The sequence below is a fragment of the Streptoverticillium olivoreticuli subsp. olivoreticuli genome (assembly GCF_003391135.1).
Lineage (GTDB): Bacteria > Actinomycetota > Actinomycetes > Streptomycetales > Streptomycetaceae > Streptomyces > Streptomyces blastmyceticus.
The window spans coordinates 6,072,865-6,090,521 of sequence record NZ_CP031455.1; the positions used below are offsets into that span (position 1 = coordinate 6,072,865).

Genomic DNA, 17,657 nt, shown 5'->3' on the forward strand with positions numbered 1-17,657 from the left:
GGTCAAGCGGTCCAGCGGGAATATCCCCTCCAGGTCGACGGTCTGTCCAAAGACCGTCGCTCTGCCAGCGGGTGGCATGGGGCCGCCCGCCCGGGAGGCCCTTTGCACACGGACGACGACCGTGCGGACCGAGCGGACCCGCGGGCCCGTGCGGACGACGCGGAGGGCCGGCGTCCGGCCCTCGAAGGGCATGGACCCGGCCCACTTCCCCAGGCGACGTCGTCGCGCCCCGACCTCTCCCCGAGGGGGTTCGTCCACCCGTGGTGACCAGCAAGAAGCGCCGTGAGAACGACCGGCGCACCTATGTCCTCGACACCAGCGTCCTGCTGGCCGACCCAGGTGCCATGGCCCGCTTCGAGGAGCACGAGGTCGTGCTGCCCGTAGTGGTGGTCACGGAGCTGGAGGCCAAGAGGCAACACCCCGAGCTCGGTTACTTCGCGCGGCAGGCGCTGCGCCTGCTGGACGGGTACCGGGTGCAATTCGGCCGCCTCGACTCGCCGATCCCGATCGGCGAGCTGGGCGGGACGCTCCGGGTCGAGCTCAATCACTCGGACCCCGGCATACTGCCCGCCGGGTTCCGCCTCGGTGACAACGACTCGCGCATTCTCGCCGTGGCCCGCAACCTCCAGGCCGAGGGGTACGACGTCACCGTCGTCTCCAAGGACCTGCCGCTGCGGATCAAGGCGTCCGCGGTCGGGCTGCTCGCGGAGGAGTACCGCGCGGAGCTCGCCATCACCGACTCGGGCTGGACGGGGATGGCGGAACTCGCCGTCACCGCCGAGCAGGTGGACGAGCTCTACTCCGCCGAGGTGGCATATGTGCCGGAAGCGGCCGAACTGCCCGTGCACACCGGCCTGGTGCTCCAGTCGGAGCGCGGCAAGGCGCTGGGCCGGGTCACGGCCGACGGCTCGGTGCGGCTGGTGCGGGGCGACCGCGAGGCGTTCGGGATCCACGGGCGCAGCGCCGAGCAGCGGGTGGCGCTCGACATGCTCCTCGACCCGGACATCGGCATCGTGTCGATGGGCGGCCGGGCGGGCACGGGCAAGTCCGCGCTGGCGCTGTGCGCAGGCCTGGAGGCCGTCCTGGAGCGCCGGCAGCACCGGAAGGTGATGGTCTTCCGCCCGCTGTACGCCGTCGGCGGGCAGGAGTTGGGGTATCTGCCCGGCAGCGAGGCCGAGAAGATGAGCCCCTGGGCGCAGGCCGTCTTCGACACCCTCTCCGCCGTGACGAGCGCCGAGGTGATCGAGGAGGTCGTCGGGCGCGGCATGCTGGAAGTGCTGCCACTGACGCACATCCGCGGGCGGTCGCTGCACGACGCCTTTGTGATCGTGGACGAGGCGCAGTCGCTCGAAAGGAATGTCCTGCTGACCGTTCTGTCGCGCATCGGGTCCAATTCGCGGGTGGTGCTCACCCATGACGTGGCCCAGCGCGACAACCTCCGGGTCGGACGCTACGACGGCGTGGTCGCCGTGGTCGAAAAGCTGAAGGGACATCCGCTCTTCTCCCATGTCACGCTGACGCGTTCGGAGCGTTCGCCCATCGCGGCACTGGTGACCGAAATGCTGGAGGACGGCCGCATCTGAGGGAGTGGGCAGGGGAATCGCCCCACCGGGGGTGATCCGAACCGGCGGCGCGCGGCGGAGCGAAGGAGCTTAGCCGCGCGCTGTTGTGCCGCGCCGCACTTTCCGTGAATCGCCTGGACCAAACACCATGTGAGCTTTCCCACGCAACGCGGAATTGCCTCGGGGCGTCGACGTCGGGCAGAGTCTGGGTCCTGTCAGGCCCCGCATACGGCACTTCAGCACCCTCCGGGTGCTGCACCACAAGAACTGAACAGCGTCGTCGTATGCCGCCCGAGCATCACGCGGACCTCCCTGCGGAGGGCCCACCGGGTCAGTGCCTCCTGTGACCGGCCGGTCCCGCCTTCCCGCGGGGCCGCGCAAGACGGGGGCCAGCGCCAGGGGCACGATTGCGCCCGCGAGGTCACCTAAGCGGGCGATGCTGGAAGGAAACCGTGTGAGCCGGATTTCGGTCCGGGGGTTCGCCGTGGCATCCGCCACCGCGGTCACCACCGTTGGCGCCGTCGTAGGTGTCGCGTCGGGCAGCGACCAGGGCACGACCGGTCAGGTCGAGGCCACCGCAGCCGACACGACCCTCCTCGCGGACATCCCCGCCGGACAGAACGTCCAGGAGCAGGCCGCTTTCCTGACGCAGCAGGCGGACACCCAGTCCGACGCCGCCGACACGGTCGCGAAGAAGGACGCCGAGGAGACCGCGCGCAAGCAGGCCGCCGAGGACGCCACCGCCAAGAAGGAGGCCGCGGACGCCGCGGCCAAGAAGGAAGCGGAAGACAAGGCGGCCAAGGAAGCCAAGGAGCGCGAGGACAAGGACGCGGTCAGCAGCCGGTCCGCCACCCGCGACGCCTCCGACTTCGCGGTCAAGGGCTCCTACTCCGTCGCCGAGATCCAGGCGATGGCGCGGCAGATCGTCCCCGGTGGCCAGTTCCAGTGCTTCAGCAACATCGTGAACAACGAGAGCAGCTGGGACTACACCGCCACCAACGCCTCCTCCGGCGCCTACGGTCTGGTGCAGTCGCTCCCGGCGAGCAAGATGGCCTCGGCCGGTGCCGACTGGCGCACCAACCCGGCCACCCAGATCAAGTGGGGCCTCAACTACATGAACGAGGCCTACGGCAGCCCCTGTGCCGCCTGGTCGTTCTGGCAGGCCAACCAGTGGTACTAGAGCGGCCGGACCGCTGACGGTCCCGACCCATGCCTTCACGAAGCCCCCGACCTCAACCGGTCGGGGGCTTCGTGGCGTCTTGAGACAGGTACCGTCGACACGGATGACCACGGGGGACGAGGGGTAGAGGAAGAAGAATGTCCAGATTGCCACAATGGGTCGGCGGCCTGGGGACGGGTCTGATACGACTCGCCGACCGTCTCGACAGCCGCGGGGCGGCGACGTCGGACGCGTCGGACGCGCAGTCGGCGCCCCGCCCCGCATCCGGCTCCGACCCCGCCCCCCGTCCGGATCCGGCCACCGCGCCCGTCACCGAGCAGCCCGCCGCCGAGTCGCCCACCGCCGGGCCGCCCGGTTCGCGGGTGACCGATCCCGAACCCCCCGCCGCCCAGGAGTCCGTGCCTCCGCCGCCCAGCTACGCGCCCGCCGTCTCGGCGCGGCCCGACCCGGTCGCCGCCGTCCCGTGGGGCGTGCGGGTCGCGGCCGAGGTGGGCTGGCGGCTGCTGATCCTGGCCGGAACGCTCTGGGTGCTGATGCGGGTGATCAGCGCGGTGCGCCTGGTGGTGCTGGCCTTCGTCGCCGGTCTGCTGATCACCGCGCTGCTCCAGCCCACCGTCGCCATGCTCAAGCGGCGCGGTGTGCCGCGCGGGCTCGCCACGGTCATGACCTTCGTCTCCGGCTTCATCGTGATGGGGCTGGTCGGCTGGTTCGTGGTCTGGCAGGTGACGGACAACCTCGACGACCTGTCCCAACAGGTGCAGCACGGCATCAAGGAACTCAAGCGCTGGCTGCTGAACAGCCCGTTCCATGTCACCGAGGTGCAGATCAACAACATCGCCGACAACCTCAGCAAGGCGATCGGCAGCAACACCAAGGACATCACCTCGGCCGGCATAGAGGGCGTCCAGGTGATCCTCGAGGTGCTGACCGGCATCCTGCTGGCGATGTTCAGCACGCTCTTCCTGCTCTACGACGGCCCCAAGATCTGGGAGTGGCTGCTCAAGCTGGTGCCGAGCGCCGCCCGCGACGGCGTGGCGGGCGCGGGTCCGCGCGCGTGGGCCACGCTGACCGCGTATGTGCGCGGCACGGTGATAGTGGCCCTGATCGACGCGATCTTCATCGGCGTGGGGCTGTTCTTCCTCGACGTCCCGCTGGCCGTGCCGCTGGCCGTCTTCATCTTCCTCTTCGCCTTCATCCCCCTCGTCGGCGCGGTCGCCTCCGGCGCGCTCGCCGTCGTCGTGGCGCTGGTGACGCGTGACATCTTCACGGCGGCGATGGTGCTGGTCGTGGTGCTCGCGGTGCAGCAGATCGAGGGCCATGTCCTCCAGCCCTTCATCCTCGGCCGCGCCGTGCGCGTCCATCCGCTGGCCGTGATCCTCTCGGTCGTGGCCGGCTCGCTGATCGCGGGCGTCGGCGGCGCGGTGGTCGCGGTGCCGCTGGTGGCGGTCACCAACACGGTCGTGGGATACCTACGGGCGTATTCGAGAGAGCACGCCGTCAGCACGGCGGAACCGGCGCAGACACCGGCACCGGCACCGGTACCGACAGGCTCCGAACCCGGGCACTGACCCCGGTGGGGCCCGCCACCCCTCACACGCGTCGAGGCCGCAGCAGTGATGCTGCGGCCTCGACGTTTCAGAGCCGGATGATCAACGGGCGGCCCGCCACCCCAGCCATACGACGAGCGGGGCGAGCAGGACGGCCAGGGCTATCGACGCCGGGAGCCGCATACGGGGTGACCGTATGGCGGCTACCAGCCCGGGCCCGGCCGCGCTCAGCGCGTAGAAGATCCAGGACCGTGCGAGCCCTCCGACATCCGCCCAGGTCATCAGCGTGCACAGCGACAGGGCCAGGCACGCCGTGACCGTCCCGGCCAGCGGTCGGACATCGAGGACCCACAGCAGGACCACGAAACCGACCAGCGTCACCGCGATCCAGCCGGCGATGCCCATCTCGGGGTAGAGAGTGAGGCAGCCGTCGAGGGGGTGCCGTCGGCACACGCGGGACTCGGCGGCATCGGCCCAGCGCTGTATCTCGAGACCGGCCCAGCCGATGGCGGCGCCGCCCACGGCTGCGCCGAGAACCTTCAGCCGGTCGTCGCTCACGCGTGGTGCCGAGGGACCGTCCTCCCGGGCTGCGCTCCGCATCTTCCTCTCCCTTCGCTACATGCCCATCGTCCGGAGAGTGCTCTCCAGGGAGTCGGCGTAGAGCCGGGCCCCCTCGACCTTCGGGTGGAACGACTGCCCCGACGCCGGCTGATCAGAGGTGCTCGGGTTGTCGCCCGGGGTCTTGTCCAGGACGATGCCGTGAATTCTCTCCGGATCGCCGCAGACCGCCTTGCCCTTGAAGAACTCCTTGGGGTTGGAGAACGTGACGTTCGCTCCGGCGGCATTGGCGTCCGCCGTGGCGTCCTGCATCACCTGGAGCATGAGATCACCCATCTCGTTGATCCAGGGTGCCTCCGCGGAGCCGACGCCGGGGATGCACGAGCCGGCCTTCTCCAGCAGGATCGGGTAGCCCATCAGCACGATCCTGGCGTTGGGGGCCTTCGCGTGGATGGCCTTCATGGTCTGGGCGATCTTGGACCGCACCTCGCCCTTCATGACCTTGGGCTGGGAGTCCTTGAGCGCTTCGCCGTCGTTGCCCAGCTTGCCCTCCTGGCAGACCTCGGGCCAGCCGATCCCGCCGAAGATGCACTTGGTGATGATCTTCGAGAACCGGGAGTCGTTGCCACCGATGGAGATGGTGACGAGCGAGGTGTTCTCGTCCAGATAGCCCTGGTCCAGCTGGGTCAGCTCACCCCAGTGCATCTGGTCCCACGCGGCCCTGCCGCCCTCGCCGCCCGGCAGGATGTTGTCGGTCGTGGCGCCGGAGCAGGCGATCAGGTGGTAATCCATGGAGGAGTCCCAGGAGTCCGACCGGTCACCGATCGAGCTGCCGGAGTCGGCGAGCTTCGCCTGGCGCGACCACGCGTAGCGGGACCGGTGACAGGCGTTGCGGAGCTTGTCGTTGTCGCCGTAGACGTCGGTTTCCTTGTAGTAGTCGCCGCCGCCGGACTTCGAGGCGCCCTCACCGGAGGAGTACGAGTCGCCCATGGCGACCACGATGTCCTTGGGCTTGCCGGGCAGCTTCTGGAACGCGACCGCGTCCCACGCGACGTCCTCGCTGCCGTCCCCGTCCAGCGAGTGGTTGTCGAGGGAGACCTTCGGGGTGCCGGCGAACTCGAAGACGCCCAGGGAGACCCACCTGTTCTCCTGCGTGCGCTGCGGCACGACGCGGAACTTGGTGCCCTTGCCGGTGTCGATCACATACTTCGCCTGGCGGGTGTGCGCACCGTTGTCGGGTATGTGGACCATGACCCGGGACCAGCCGTTGATCTGCTGGCCGAGCGTCCAGGTGCCGGTGACGGTCAGGTCGTGGTTGTCGGTCACGGTGCCGTCGCCGCGGGTGTGGGTGAAGTAGAAGTGGCCACCGTATCCGGCACCCAGCTGATGGACATCCATCTTGGACGGGTAGAGGCCGTTGCCGCCCTCGTTGCCGGCGAAGGTGAACTTGAACGATCCGTCGGAGGAGCTGTTGCCGCAGCCCGGCCGGGTCGTCGGCGTACTGTTCGGCAGGTCGTCGACGACGAGCGCGCCCGCGGGCAGGCCGTCCTTGGAGCAGTTCGGCTTGTAGGCCTCGCCGTCGGCCTCCTCCGGGTAGGTGGGGTCGAAGCGCAGGATCTCGTTCCCGCACGCGCGGGCCGTGTCGCAGTCCTTCCACACGGTCGGCTCGTTCCACCAGCACTTGAGGTCCTGCCGGGTGCACGCGCCGAGACCGGGCATGTTCGAGTCGTTCGGCCCGATCTTGCTCTTGTCACAGCTGTTGGACGCCGTGCAGAACAGGCCCTCCGGGGGCTTCACCGTCGTACGGGCGGAGTTGTTGGTCCACCACGCCGGACGGAAGCCGGAGACCATCTTGCCCGGCGACTCCAGGGCTTCGAGGGGCCGTGCGGCCCAGCCGAGCACCTTCTCCTGGTAGGGCCAGTCCTGGGGGTGCGCCGCGTCCTTGTAGCGGTCGCGCCCGTTCTCGTCCTCCAGGAAGGGCAGACGGTTCGCCTTCCACAGCGGGTTCGCGGGGTTGTTGGTGAAGCCGACGCCCCAGAGGCCGTCGTGCTTGCCCGCCTCGGACTTCGGGTAGTAGCCCGCGTTGTAGGCCCACAGCGCGAAGAACCAGTTCTCCATGTACTGCGGCTTGCCGTTGTTGACGATCAGACCGTCACGGCGGGTCTGGTTCCACTTCTCGATGAGGACGTTGATGCCGTCGGCGATGTTGGCGGTGTAGTCCAGCGCGGCGGCTTCCTGCTGCGTCGTGGAGAGCGGCTTCTCGTCCGGCTTCTCCTTGCCGTGCATGCGCATGCCGTCGGTGACCTGGGTGATGCCGTAACCGCAGTCGGCCTTGTCCCAGTTGATGGCCCACGGGTCGGCCTGCTTGCCGTCGGGGTTGTACTGGATGCCGTAGAAGTTGCCGATCAGCGAGTTGGCGGTGACACCGGGCACGGCCATGCGGGCGGCCTGCCACATGTTCGACTCCTGCGCGGTGATGCCGAGCATCACCTGGGCCGGAATGCGGCCGCCGCCGTCGAGTTCGGTGCGCGGGAAGAGGGACTGCGGCTGGTACGCCGACATCCCCGTGTTCTTCCAGTTCGCCGGGCGCGAGATGAACTTGTTGAGGTTGTTGGTGATGGCCTGGTCGACGGCCCACTCGACCTGACGCGGCTTCGGCTGCATGGCCTGCTTGCCCGGGTCGTTGCGGGGCACCGCGCAGTACCGCTCGTCCTCGACGGGGTTGCTCGGCGAGCCCGTCACGCCGCGGGGCCTGGCCGAGCCCTTCGCCGGGGCGCCCGCGGTCAGGCTCGGCGAAGGCGCGCGGCCCGTGGCCGCGGTCTTCTCGGCACTGGCCGGTGCGACCTCGAACCCGGCGCCCTTGCCGGTGCCGAGCACCTTCAGGCCGATCTTGACCGTACGGGCGGCGAGCGCCTCCTCCGGGCGGACCTTGGAGTCCTTGGTTCCCACCCAGGTGGTGTCGGTGACGAGCGCCTCGCCGCGGGTGGACGCCTGCGCCTCCTTGGGCGCGCCGGACGGCCGTTTCACCGAGCCGGGCAGCTCGGCCCCGGCCTTGGTCTCACCGGTGATGAACACCGTGCCGCGGGCACTGCTCGAAAGGTCCATCTTCGTCAGGGCACCGCTGGCCAGGACCGCGGGCCTGGCCTTCTTCGCGTCCCCCTTGGCGATGTCCTGGGCGGTGACCCGCCGGACCTCGCCCTTCGCCGAGGCGTCCGTCCGGGCGGCGAGCGAGGAGGACTTGTCCACCGGGCGGTCCAGATAGACCACGCCGCCGTCGCCGTCCGGCTTGAGCTGGAAGGGGATCCGGGCCGTCGTGGCGATCGCGGTCCGCCTGCCGGAGTCGTCGATCCTCACGAGCCGGGCGTCGTCCGCCGCGACGATGTCCTTGCCGACCGGCACCGCCGAGGTGACCTGGCCCTTGAGCTCGATCGGCTTGGCGAGCGTGCCCGCCTGCGTGTCGACCTTCATCAGCCGGGTGGCGTTCTTGTCCTCGCCGCCGGCCTGTGTCAGCACCGCCGTCTCGCCCGTGCCGCAGCCGGGGCTGAAGTAGGCCAGTGACGCCTGCTTGTCCAGCTTGGTCACCTTGCCCGAGGCCAGGTCCACCACGGCGGTGAACGCGCCACGGGCCATCAGTTCGGCCTTGTTGGTGAAGGTCCGCGGCGCGTAGGCGACCACCGCGCGCTGCCCGGAGCCGGTCACGCAGGCGTTGCCGATCCACGTGTCCGTGTCGAAGCCGGGCTCCGACAGCGTCGCGGCGGTCCGCCAGGCATAGCCGTTCTTCTTGTCCGCGACGAGGAGGTGGAATCCGTCGGCGTCGCCGCTGGACGTCCAGGCGCGGTCCGCCGACTCCTCCCACCCCTTGCCGAGGGTGGCCTTCCGGTCCTTCGGGGCCACCGCGGCGGGCGAGGACCCTTCCTGCTGTACGGCCCGGGAACCGGCGGCCGGTGCGGCCGCCCGGTCCAGCGCCCAGGACGTCGGCCCCTGGAATGCCGTTGCCCCCGCGGCCATTATCGCGGCCACGACGGCTATGGAATGATTTCTTCGTTTCACGTGATCGACCCCGTGTCATTTGAATTGCCGATATCGGCAACAGGGTCATACGCTACACAAAAAAATCCGGCAGGCAATCGTGAATTCAGTGAATTAAATTCATGCCAAATTCAACGAATTCCGGGGTGCGGTCAGTCGCACAGGTAGGCGTACTCGGAGTTGTAGTCCGCGAAGTGGACACCGTTGCTGGCCTGCATGTACGCGGTGACGGTCGCGCACACGGGCTCGTCGGTGCGGACCGGCCCGGCGTACTGGGTGAAATTACCCTTGTCCTCCTGGCAGGCGCCCCTCATCGATGCGCACACCTTGACGCTCATGGTCTGGGACTTTCCCGTGTTGTTGTCATAGATGGAACAGCCGCCCTTGTTGCCGCCCTTGGTGTAATTGAAAAGGGTCGCCAGGCGCATTTTCGGGTCGACGCCCTTCGGGAGCGGAATGGCCCGCTGCAGTTCGTAACCCTCGCCGCAGGCGTTCCCCGCCGCCGCGACCGCCTTCGGGTTGGCCGCCGCGAACGCGCGGGTCTTGCTGTCGGCCTTGGCCGAGAGGCCGGCACGCGGTGCGGAGTGGTCGGCGGCGGATGCCTGCGGGGCGGTGAGGCCGAACGCGGCGATCACGGCGACGGCCGACATGGCGCGCACGGCGGACTTGATGGTGATGGACATGGCTGTCCCTTCCCCCTGGGTTCCTTGAATGGTCGGGATCACGGAGAAGGCGATTCCCCTGGCCCGCCGGTCGTGCGGGGTGGGTCGCCTCGGTGATCGAGGAGGAACCTACGGCTGACAGGGGCATGCCGGAAAGGGGGGAGACCGATCTCGCCGGACGGAGGTGGATCACGCGCTACTGAACGTCACGGAAAACATCCCGCAAGGTCGGTATGTAGTGGGCGCGCTGATGTCGCGGGATGGGGACGGTCACCGGGAGTGACTATGACCTTGATCACGAAAGGTCGTGGATGGGCTCAATTGACGCCTTGGAGGCGGAAGTTCCTATTCCATTTGCCTTCAGGGCGAACCGGCGACACGAACAGGGCCCCACCAGGCGAATGCCTGGTGGGGCCCTGTTCGTGTCGCCGGGCTGTGGGCCGAATTACTCGGCCAGCACCGCCTCGGAGTCGAGCGTCGCGCCGACCGCCTGGAGGACGGCGGCGATCTTGAACGCCTCCTGGATCGTCTCGCGGTCCACGCCGGCCTTGCGGAGCACCTGCTCGTGCGAGTCGAGGCACATGCCGCAGCCGTTGATCGCGGAGACGGCCAGCGACCACAGCTCGAAGTCGACCTTCTCCACGCCCGGGTTGCCGATGACGTTCATCCGCAGGCCCGCGCGCAGGTTGCCGTACTCCGGGTCCGACAGCAGGTGCCGGGTGCGGTAGTAGACGTTGTTCATCGCCATGATGGCGGCGGCCGACTTGGCCGCGGTGTACGCCTCGGGGGAGAGGTTGGCCTTGGCCTCCGGCTCCAGTTCCCGCAGCACGATCGGCGAGCGGCTCGCGATCGCGCAGGCGAGGACCGTGCCCCACAGCTGCTGCTGCGGGAGCGGGGAGTTGCCGATGACCGAACCGAGGTTCAGCTTCAGGTCCTTGGCGAAGTCCGGTATCCGGGACTTCAGCTCGTCGAGGGCCATCTCAGGTCACTCGCCCGCGAGCAGCGCGACCGGGTCGAGGGTCGTCTCGCCCTTGTTCCAGTTGCACGGGCACAGCTCGTCGGTCTGCAGCGCGTCGAGGACCCGCAGGACCTCCTTGGGGTTACGGCCGACGGAACCGGCGGTCACCATGGTGAACTGGATCTCGTTGTTCGGGTCCACGATGAAGACGGCGCGCTGGGCGTAGCCGTCCTCGCCCTCGACGCCGCAGGCCTGCATCAGCTCGTGCTTGGCGTCGGCCAGCATCGGGAAGGGCAGGTCACGCAGGTCGGCGTGGTCCTTGCGCCAGGCGTGGTGCACGAACTCGGAGTCGCCGGAGACGCCGAGGATCTGGGCGTCACGGTCGGCGAACTCGTCGTTCAGCTTGCCGAACGCGGCGATCTCGGTCGGGCAGACGAAGGTGAAGTCCTTCGGCCAGAAGAAGACGACGCGCCACTTGCCCTCGTAGGACTTGTTGTCGATCTGCGCGAAGGCCTTGTCCGCGTCGAGGTCCACACAGGCAGTCAGGTCGTACTGGGGGAACTGGTCACCGACAGTGAGCACGCGCTCTCCTTGCATCGAGGAAGACCATCGTGGAACTTCCTGCGGGGGTTGGACTCCGGCCACCCTGCCACAGGAGGCATTGATAACGGAAATAGCTAGACTGAGTGAAGTTGATCGGAGGTGGTTATCAGTATGTCGTCCATAAGCCCGGAGGCGGAGCCCTCCGGTACCCCCGCGGAACCCCCGCGCACCGGCCCCGCCAAGGCCGTGCCGACCCGGCCGCGCCAGCCCAGCCTCGCCCAGCTCCGTGCCTTCGTCGCGGTCGCCGAGCACCTGCACTTCCGCGACGCGGCGTCCGCCATCGGCATGAGCCAGCCCGCGCTCTCCGGTGCCGTCTCGGCGCTGGAGGAGGTGCTCGACGTGCAGCTCCTCGAGCGTACGACGAGAAAGGTGCTGCTCAGCCCCGCGGGCGAGCGCCTGGCCGTACGGGCCCGCGCCGTCCTCGACGCCGTCGGCGCGCTCCTGGAGGAGGCCGACGCCGCCCGCGCGCCCTTCACCGGGGTGCTCCGGCTCGGCGTGATCCCGACGGTGGCGCCGTATCTGCTGCCCACGGTGCTCCGGCTGGTCCGCGACTCCTATCCGGACCTCGACCTCCAGGTGCACGAGGAGCAGACCTCCTCGCTGCTGGACGGGCTGTCCCAGGGGCGGCTCGACCTGCTGCTGCTCGCCGTGCCGCTCGGCGCGCCCGGGGTCGTCGAGCTGCCGCTCTTCGACGAGGACTTCGTACTGGTCACTCCGAGTGACCACTGGCTGGCCGGGCGGGAGGACATCCCGCGGGACGCGCTGCGCGAACTCGACCTGCTGCTGCTCGACGAGGGCCACTGCCTGCGCGACCAGGCCCTCGACATCTGCCGCGAGGCGGGGCGTACGGCCGGGCTCCCCGTCACCACCAGCGCCGCCGGGCTGTCCACGCTGGTCCAGCTCGTCGGTGGCGGCATGGGCGTCACGTTGCTGCCGCGGACGGCGCTGCGGGTGGAGACCGGCCGCGACGACCAGCTGGCCACGGGGTACTTCGCCGATCCGGCACCGTCGCGGACGGTGGCGCTCGCGATGCGGTCGGGGGCGGCGCGGCAGGGCGAATTCGAGCAGTTCGCGGGGGCGTTGCGGGGGGCGCTTGCGTCTTTGCCGGTACGTATCGCTGAGGCGTGACTTGGGTGCGGGTCCGTTGCCGCCTGCGGCGGGCCTTTTCCCCTACCCGCCCCTTCCCACAACTGGGGCTCCGCCCCAGACCCCGAAGCACGCTTCGCGCGCTGTCCTCAATCGCCGGACGGGCTGAATTCGCGGTGGTACTCAGTCCGCTTCGGGTTCGGACTTGCGGGGGCGGCCTCTGCGGGGGAGGGCGGTCGTGCCTCGGGGCAGGCGGCCCGCGTCCGCCAGGGCCTTGCGCAGCAGGAATTCGATCTGAGCGTTCGCGCTGCGCAGCTCGTCCTCGGCCCAGCGCGTCAGCGCGTCGTGGACGAGCGGGTCGAGCCGCAGCAGCACCTGCTTGCGCTGCCGCGGCCCCCGCTGCTGCGGTGGGAGATCTTCTGTCACTGGTAGAGAGTGCCCGTGTTCAGGACGGGCTGTGCGGCGCGGTCGCCGCACAGCACCACCATCAGATTGCTGACCATGGCCGCCTTCCGCTCCTCGTCGAGCTCCACGATGCCCTGCTCGCTGATCCGCGACAGCGCCTCCTCGACCATGCCCACCGCGCCTTCCACGATCAGCTTCCTGGCGGCCACGACGGCGCCCGCCTGCTGTCGCTGGAGCATGGCAGAGGCGATCTCCGGCGCGTACGCGAGGTGGGTGAAGCGCGACTCGATGATCTGGACGCCGGCGGCCTCGACGCGGGCGTGCAGCTCGACGGCGAGCTTCTCGGTGATCTCCTCGGCGTTGCCGCGCAGCGACAGCGCGTCGTCGTCGTGCGCGTCGTAGGGGTACTCGATGGCGATGTGCCGGACGGCCGCCTCGGTCTGGGTGGCGACGAACTCCTGGAAGTCCTCCACCTCGAACATCGCCTGCGCGGTGTCCTCGACCCGCCAGACCACGACCGCGGCCAGCTCGATGGGGTTGCCGTAGGCGTCGTTGACCTTCATGACGGCGGTCTCGTGGTTGCGCACCCGGGTGGAGACCTTGTCGCGGCTGGTGAGGGGGTTGACCCAGCGCAGGCCCTCGGTGCGGATCGTGCCGCGGTAGCGGCCGAAGAGCTGGACGACGCGCGTCTCGCCCGGGGCGATGGTGTTGAGCCCGCTCATGGCCGTCAGCGAACCGATGCCTATGAGGATGCCGCAGGCGACGAGCGCGGCGCACAGCGCGCTCTTGCCGTCGTGGCCGAAGGACACCGCGAGGGCGATGGCGCCCGCGGCGACGAGCAGCCCCACCAGCCCGAGCAACAGGGCGGTCCCGCCGCCGATGTCACGGGCGGGGAACTCGCGCACACGTGGTTTCCGCTCGGCCGGAACGTCCGCCGCGGGCGCGGTGTCGGCGGAGGCGATGGCGGTGTCCTGCATGGAGGTTCCCCGTTTCCTCGGCGGCGCGCGGTGGTCGGCCGCACCCCGGTGGGTGTCTAGCAAAGTGATATCACTTTACCGCCCTGTACGGTTTTCCGCACTGGCGCCGTACCCGGTTCCCGCCACCCGGGGTGCTGTATGTCACGTGCCGCAAAGCCTTGATCGATGGGCGTTTGGTGACAGTTGCGGTGTTAGCTTCGTGAGCTGGGTTGGGGGCGGACAGAGTGGAGCTACGGGAGAGATGGGCCGAGCGGAAGCGCGACGGGCGCAGAAGAGCACCCGCACAGCAAAGGGCAAGAGGCCCAAGAAGACCGGCATACGCCGCTTCTTCACCTGGAAGAAGCTGCTTGCCTACTTCGTGGCCGTCATCGCCCTCGGCGCCGGCGCCTTCGTGGCGCTCTACATGTACGTCGATGTGCCCGACGGCAAGCTCGAGATGCGGCTGCAGAGCAACGTCTACAAGCTCGAGAACGGCACGGTGCTGGCCCGTACGGGCCAGGTCAACCGTGAGGAAGTGACGCTGGACAAGGTCCCCGACAGCGTCAAGAACGCCGTCGTCGCCGCCGAGAACAAGAACTTCTGGACCGACTCCGGCGTCGACATCAAGGGCACCGCGCGCGGCATCTTCAACACCGTCATGGGCCGTGGCAAGCAGGGTGGTTCGACCATCACCCAGCAGTACGTGAAGAACTCCTACCTGAGCCAGGAGCAGACCATCACCCGCAAGGTGAAGGAGCTCATCATCACGCTCAAGGTGGACCAGAAGGTCGACAAGAAGGAAATCCTCGCCGGGTACCTGAACACCAGCTACTTCGGCCGCAACGCCTACGGCATCCAGGCCGCGTCCCGCGCGTACTTCGACAAGGACGTCAAGGACATCACCGCCGAGGAGGGCGCCTACCTCGCCGCCCTGCTCCAGGCGCCGAGCCAGTACGACTGGACGGCGGCCACCGACGCGGGCAAGCGCAACGCCCTGGCGCGCTGGAACTACGTCCTGGACAAGGAGGTCGAGCAGAAGTGGCTCGACCCCGCGAAGCGCAAGGACATGAAGTTCGAGGAGCCGAGGCAGCCCACGCCCCCCAAGGGACTGAACGGGCAGAACGGCTATCTGGTCGAGGCGGCCAAGAAGGAGGTCGAGCAGGCCTTCCGCAAGAACGGGCGTGGCGAGAGCGCGTTCGCGGCCGGCGGCTGGACGATCACCCTCAGCATCGACCCCAAGCGCCAGAAGGCCCTTGAGCAGGCGGTCAAGGACAAGGTCACCTCCAAGCTCGACCCGCAGGCCCGCAAGGTCGACGCGTACGCCCAGGTCGGCGCCGTGTCGGTGGACCGCAAGACCGGCAAGGTCGTGGCCTTGTACGGCGGCCAGGACTTCGCCAAGCACCAGATCAGCAACGCCACCCGCGAGGACTACCAGCCGGCCTCCACCTTCAAGCCGGTGATCTTCGCCTCGGCCCTGGAGAACAAGTCCAAGACGCAGGACGGCCAGCCGATCACGGCGGGTTCGATGTACGACGGCACCAACGAGCGGCCCGTCAAGGGCAGTGACACCCCGTTCGCGCCGCAGAACGAGGACCACACGAGCTATGGCTCGGTGACGGTCCAGGAGTCGATGAACAAGTCGATCAACTCCGCGTTCGCGCAGATGGCCGTCGATGTCGGCCTCGACAAGGTCAAGAAGACCGCGGTCGCCATGGGCATGAACGGCGAGGCCGGCGGCTTCGTCGAGCGGCCCGCCATGTCGCTCGGCTCCATGAGCGCGAGCCCGCTGCACATGGCCGGGGTCTACGCCACGCTCGCCAACCACGGCAAGCAGACCACCCCGAGCATCGTCGCCTCCCTGAGCCGCGGCGGTGAGAAGGCCGCCCTGCCGGACGCGGTCGGCCCGCAGATCCTCGACCGCACCAGCGCCGACGACGTCACCCAGGTCCTCAAGGGCGTGGTCAACGACGGTACGGCCAGCGTCGTGCAGAGCTCGCAGTACGCGGTGGCGGGCAAGACCGGCACCTCCGACGACAACAAGTCGGCCTGGTTCTCCGGCTACACCCCGGACCTCATCACCTCGGTCGGCATGTTCGGCGAGGGCCCCGGCGGCAAGCAGGTCCCGCTGACGGGCACCGGCGGTGTCGAGGGCGGCCGTGTCAACGGCGGTGGCTACCCGGCCGAGATCTGGGCCGCGTACACCGGCCAGGTCGCCGACGGCGACACCGAGTTCGACCTGAAGACCGACGACGCGGGCGCGGTGCCCCCGCCGCCGGCCCCGACGGCCTCCACCAGGCCCTCCACGGCGCCGTCCGGCAAGCCGTCCCCGCCGCCGTCCACCGGCCCGTCGACGCCGCCGTCGCCGAGCAACTCCAGGAACGTGCCGTCGCACGGCCCGACGCCGCCGACGACCAAGCCGACGCCGCCCACGCCGCCGACGACCAAGCCGACGCCGCCCACGCCGCCGACGCCGCCCACAGGCGGTGACGGCGGAGACCCGCCGCTCAACAACCGCGACTGACCCGGTGAACACCCCTCCGGCCGCCGCCCCGCACCTGCGGGACGGCGGCCGGAGGCGTTGTACGGGCTCGTCAGCCGCCGTTGACCGCGGTGGCGATCCGGTCGCCCACCTTCTTGTCGATGTTGCGCCAGTACTGGAAGGCGCGGTCCAGCACGGGCCTGCTCACGCCCTGCCGCAGGTGGCCGGAGACGTTGGCGACCAGCCGGTCGCGCGCGGCGTCGTCGAGGACCTGGCGGACCATCGTGCCCGGCTGCCCCCAGTCGTCGTCCTCGCGGTGCAGCTTGTACGCCTCGCGCACCATCTCGCCCGCCGCCGCCCAGCCCGCGATCTCACCGAAGCGGCCGGTGTCGGCGGCCGGTCCGCCGTACGAGTTCGGCGCGTACGGCCGGGGCGTGTTCGCCGGCTCGTAGCGCATCGGACCGTCCTTCGCGTACGAGTTGAGGACCGAGCGCGGGCGGTTGGGCGGCAGCTGGGCGTAGTTCGGGCCGATGCGGTAGCGGTGGGTGTCCGGATACGAGAACAGCCGGCCCAGCAGCATCTTGTCCGGCGACGGGCCGATGCCCGGCACCAGGTTGGACGGCTCGAAGGCCGCCTGCTCGATGTGGACGAAGAAGTCCTCCGGGTTCCGGTCCAGCGTCATCCGGCCGACCTCGATCAGCGGATAGTCGCCGTGCGGCCACACCTTGGTGAGGTCGAAGGGGTTGAAGCGGTAGTCCGCGGCGTCCTCGAAGGGCATCACCTGGACGTTCACGGTCCACGACGGGGCGTTGCCGGACGCGATCGCCTCGTACAGATCCCGGCGGTGGTTGTCCCCGTCGGCACCCGCCAGCCGGTCCGCCTCCTCCTGGGTGAGGAAGTCGATGCCCTGGTCGGTCTTGATGTGGTACTTCACCCAGAATTTCTCGCCACCGCCGTTCACCCACATATAGGTGTGGGAGCTGTAGCCGTTCATGTGGCGCCAGTTCCTGGGAATGCCGCGGTCGCCCATCAGCCAGGTGACCATGTGCGCGGATTCCGGGGACAGCGTCCAGAAGTCCCACTGCATGTCGTTGTCGCGCAGCCCGTTGTCGGGCCGGCGCTTCTGCGAGCGGATGAAGTCCTGGAACTTCTGCGGATCACGCACGAAGAAGACCGGGGTGTTGTTGCCGACCAGGTCGTAGTTGCCGTGTTCCGTGTAGAACTTCAGGGCGAAACCACGCGGGTCGCGCCAGGTGTCCGGGCTGCCCTGCTCGCCCGCGACGGTCGAGAAACGGGCCAGCATCTCGCACCGCTTGCCGGGCTGGAACAGATCGGCCTTGGTGAACTGGCTGACATCATTGGTGACTTCGAAGACGCCGTAAGCACCGCCGCCCTTGGCATGGACCACCCGCTCCGGGACCCGCTCCCGGTTGAACTGGGCCATCTTCTCGATCAGATAGTGATCCTGGAGCAGGATGGGGCCGGTATCGCCGATGGTGAGCGAATGCTCGTCGCTCTCCACGGGAATGCCGGCATTGTTCGTGGTGTACGGAACCTGCTGCGCCGAGTCGGTCATGGGACGCCTCCCGGAACGGGGATTGGGAGAGGGCGCGTCCGTGCCGCCCTCCACCC

Annotated in this window: 13 protein-coding genes; 5 read left to right on the forward strand and 8 right to left on the reverse strand. The window is 69.0% G+C overall.

The features are described 5' to 3' along the window. Positions 1–260 precede the first annotated feature (260 nt). The 3 genes from DXZ73_RS27075 to DXZ73_RS27085 all read left to right on the forward strand — a co-directional run bounded on the left by DXZ73_RS27075 (position 261) and on the right by DXZ73_RS27085 (position 4,310). Entirely contained in the window at positions 261–1,583 is a 1,323-nt protein-coding gene (locus DXZ73_RS27075; protein ID WP_116213648.1) for a PhoH family protein, read from the forward strand. 433 nt (positions 1,584–2,016) lie between these two features. Next, positions 2,017–2,742 carry a transglycosylase SLT domain-containing protein gene (locus DXZ73_RS27080; protein ID WP_116213649.1) on the forward strand — a complete coding sequence of 242 codons (726 nt, stop codon included), beginning with the start codon at positions 2,017–2,019 and terminating at the stop codon, positions 2,740–2,742. Positions 2,743–2,879: 137 nt separating this feature from the next. Beyond that, positions 2,880–4,310, forward strand: coding sequence for an AI-2E family transporter (locus DXZ73_RS27085; protein ID WP_116213650.1), 1,431 nt, complete (start codon positions 2,880–2,882; stop codon positions 4,308–4,310). Between the two features lie 81 nt (positions 4,311–4,391). On the opposite strand, the gene DXZ73_RS27090 is transcribed toward DXZ73_RS27085, so the two are convergent. The 5 genes from DXZ73_RS27090 to DXZ73_RS27110 form a co-directional block, all read right to left on the reverse strand. Beyond that, the gene (locus tag DXZ73_RS27090) at positions 4,392–4,889 is read right to left on the reverse strand and encodes a hypothetical protein (RefSeq protein ID WP_162890350.1); all 498 of its coding nucleotides are present in this window, start codon (positions 4,887–4,889) and stop codon (positions 4,392–4,394) included. A 15-nt stretch (positions 4,890–4,904) separates the two neighbouring features. After that, positions 4,905–8,867 (reverse strand): GDSL-type esterase/lipase family protein, encoded by a 3,963-nt coding sequence (locus tag DXZ73_RS27095; RefSeq protein WP_240351504.1) that lies wholly within the window; start codon positions 8,865–8,867, stop codon positions 4,905–4,907. Positions 8,868–9,028: 161 nt separating this feature from the next. Next, the gene (locus tag DXZ73_RS27100; RefSeq protein ID WP_240351505.1) at positions 9,029–9,559 is read right to left on the reverse strand and encodes a hypothetical protein; all 531 of its coding nucleotides are present in this window, start codon (positions 9,557–9,559) and stop codon (positions 9,029–9,031) included. A gap of 424 nt (positions 9,560–9,983) precedes the next feature. Next, positions 9,984–10,517: an alkyl hydroperoxide reductase gene (locus DXZ73_RS27105; RefSeq protein WP_116213653.1), complete on the reverse strand. Its 534-nt coding sequence runs from the start codon at positions 10,515–10,517 to the stop codon at positions 9,984–9,986. Between the two features lie 6 nt (positions 10,518–10,523). Further along, positions 10,524–11,078 (reverse strand): peroxiredoxin, encoded by a 555-nt coding sequence (locus DXZ73_RS27110; protein WP_116213654.1) that lies wholly within the window; start codon positions 11,076–11,078, stop codon positions 10,524–10,526. 132 nt (positions 11,079–11,210) lie between these two features. Between DXZ73_RS27110 and DXZ73_RS27115 the strand changes: the two genes are divergently transcribed. Beyond that, a complete protein-coding gene (locus tag DXZ73_RS27115; RefSeq protein WP_116213655.1) occupies positions 11,211–12,227 on the forward strand; it encodes a hydrogen peroxide-inducible genes activator in 1,017 nt (338 codons plus the stop codon). Between the two features lie 141 nt (positions 12,228–12,368). Here the strand turns inward: DXZ73_RS27115 and DXZ73_RS27120 are convergent, their stop codons facing one another. Together DXZ73_RS27120 and DXZ73_RS27125 are read right to left on the reverse strand one after the other, a co-directional pair. Beyond that, positions 12,369–12,662, reverse strand: a complete 294-nt coding sequence (locus tag DXZ73_RS27120; RefSeq protein ID WP_425315868.1) for a hypothetical protein — start codon at positions 12,660–12,662, stop codon at positions 12,369–12,371. Further along, a complete protein-coding gene (locus DXZ73_RS27125; RefSeq protein ID WP_116213657.1) occupies positions 12,608–13,567 on the reverse strand; it encodes an SPFH domain-containing protein in 960 nt (319 codons plus the stop codon). Before DXZ73_RS27125 ends, DXZ73_RS27120 begins: the two co-directional genes overlap by 55 nt. A 241-nt stretch (positions 13,568–13,808) precedes the next feature. Here DXZ73_RS27125 and DXZ73_RS27130 point away from each other — a divergent pair, with 241 nt between their 5' ends. After that, a complete protein-coding gene (locus tag DXZ73_RS27130) occupies positions 13,809–16,067 on the forward strand; it encodes a transglycosylase domain-containing protein (RefSeq protein ID WP_116213658.1) in 2,259 nt (752 codons plus the stop codon). 70 nt (positions 16,068–16,137) lie between these two features. Here DXZ73_RS27130 and DXZ73_RS27135 read toward each other — a convergent pair whose 3' ends face one another. Continuing rightward, a complete protein-coding gene (locus tag DXZ73_RS27135; protein WP_116213659.1) occupies positions 16,138–17,601 on the reverse strand; it encodes a catalase in 1,464 nt (487 codons plus the stop codon). Positions 17,602–17,657 lie beyond the last annotated feature (56 nt).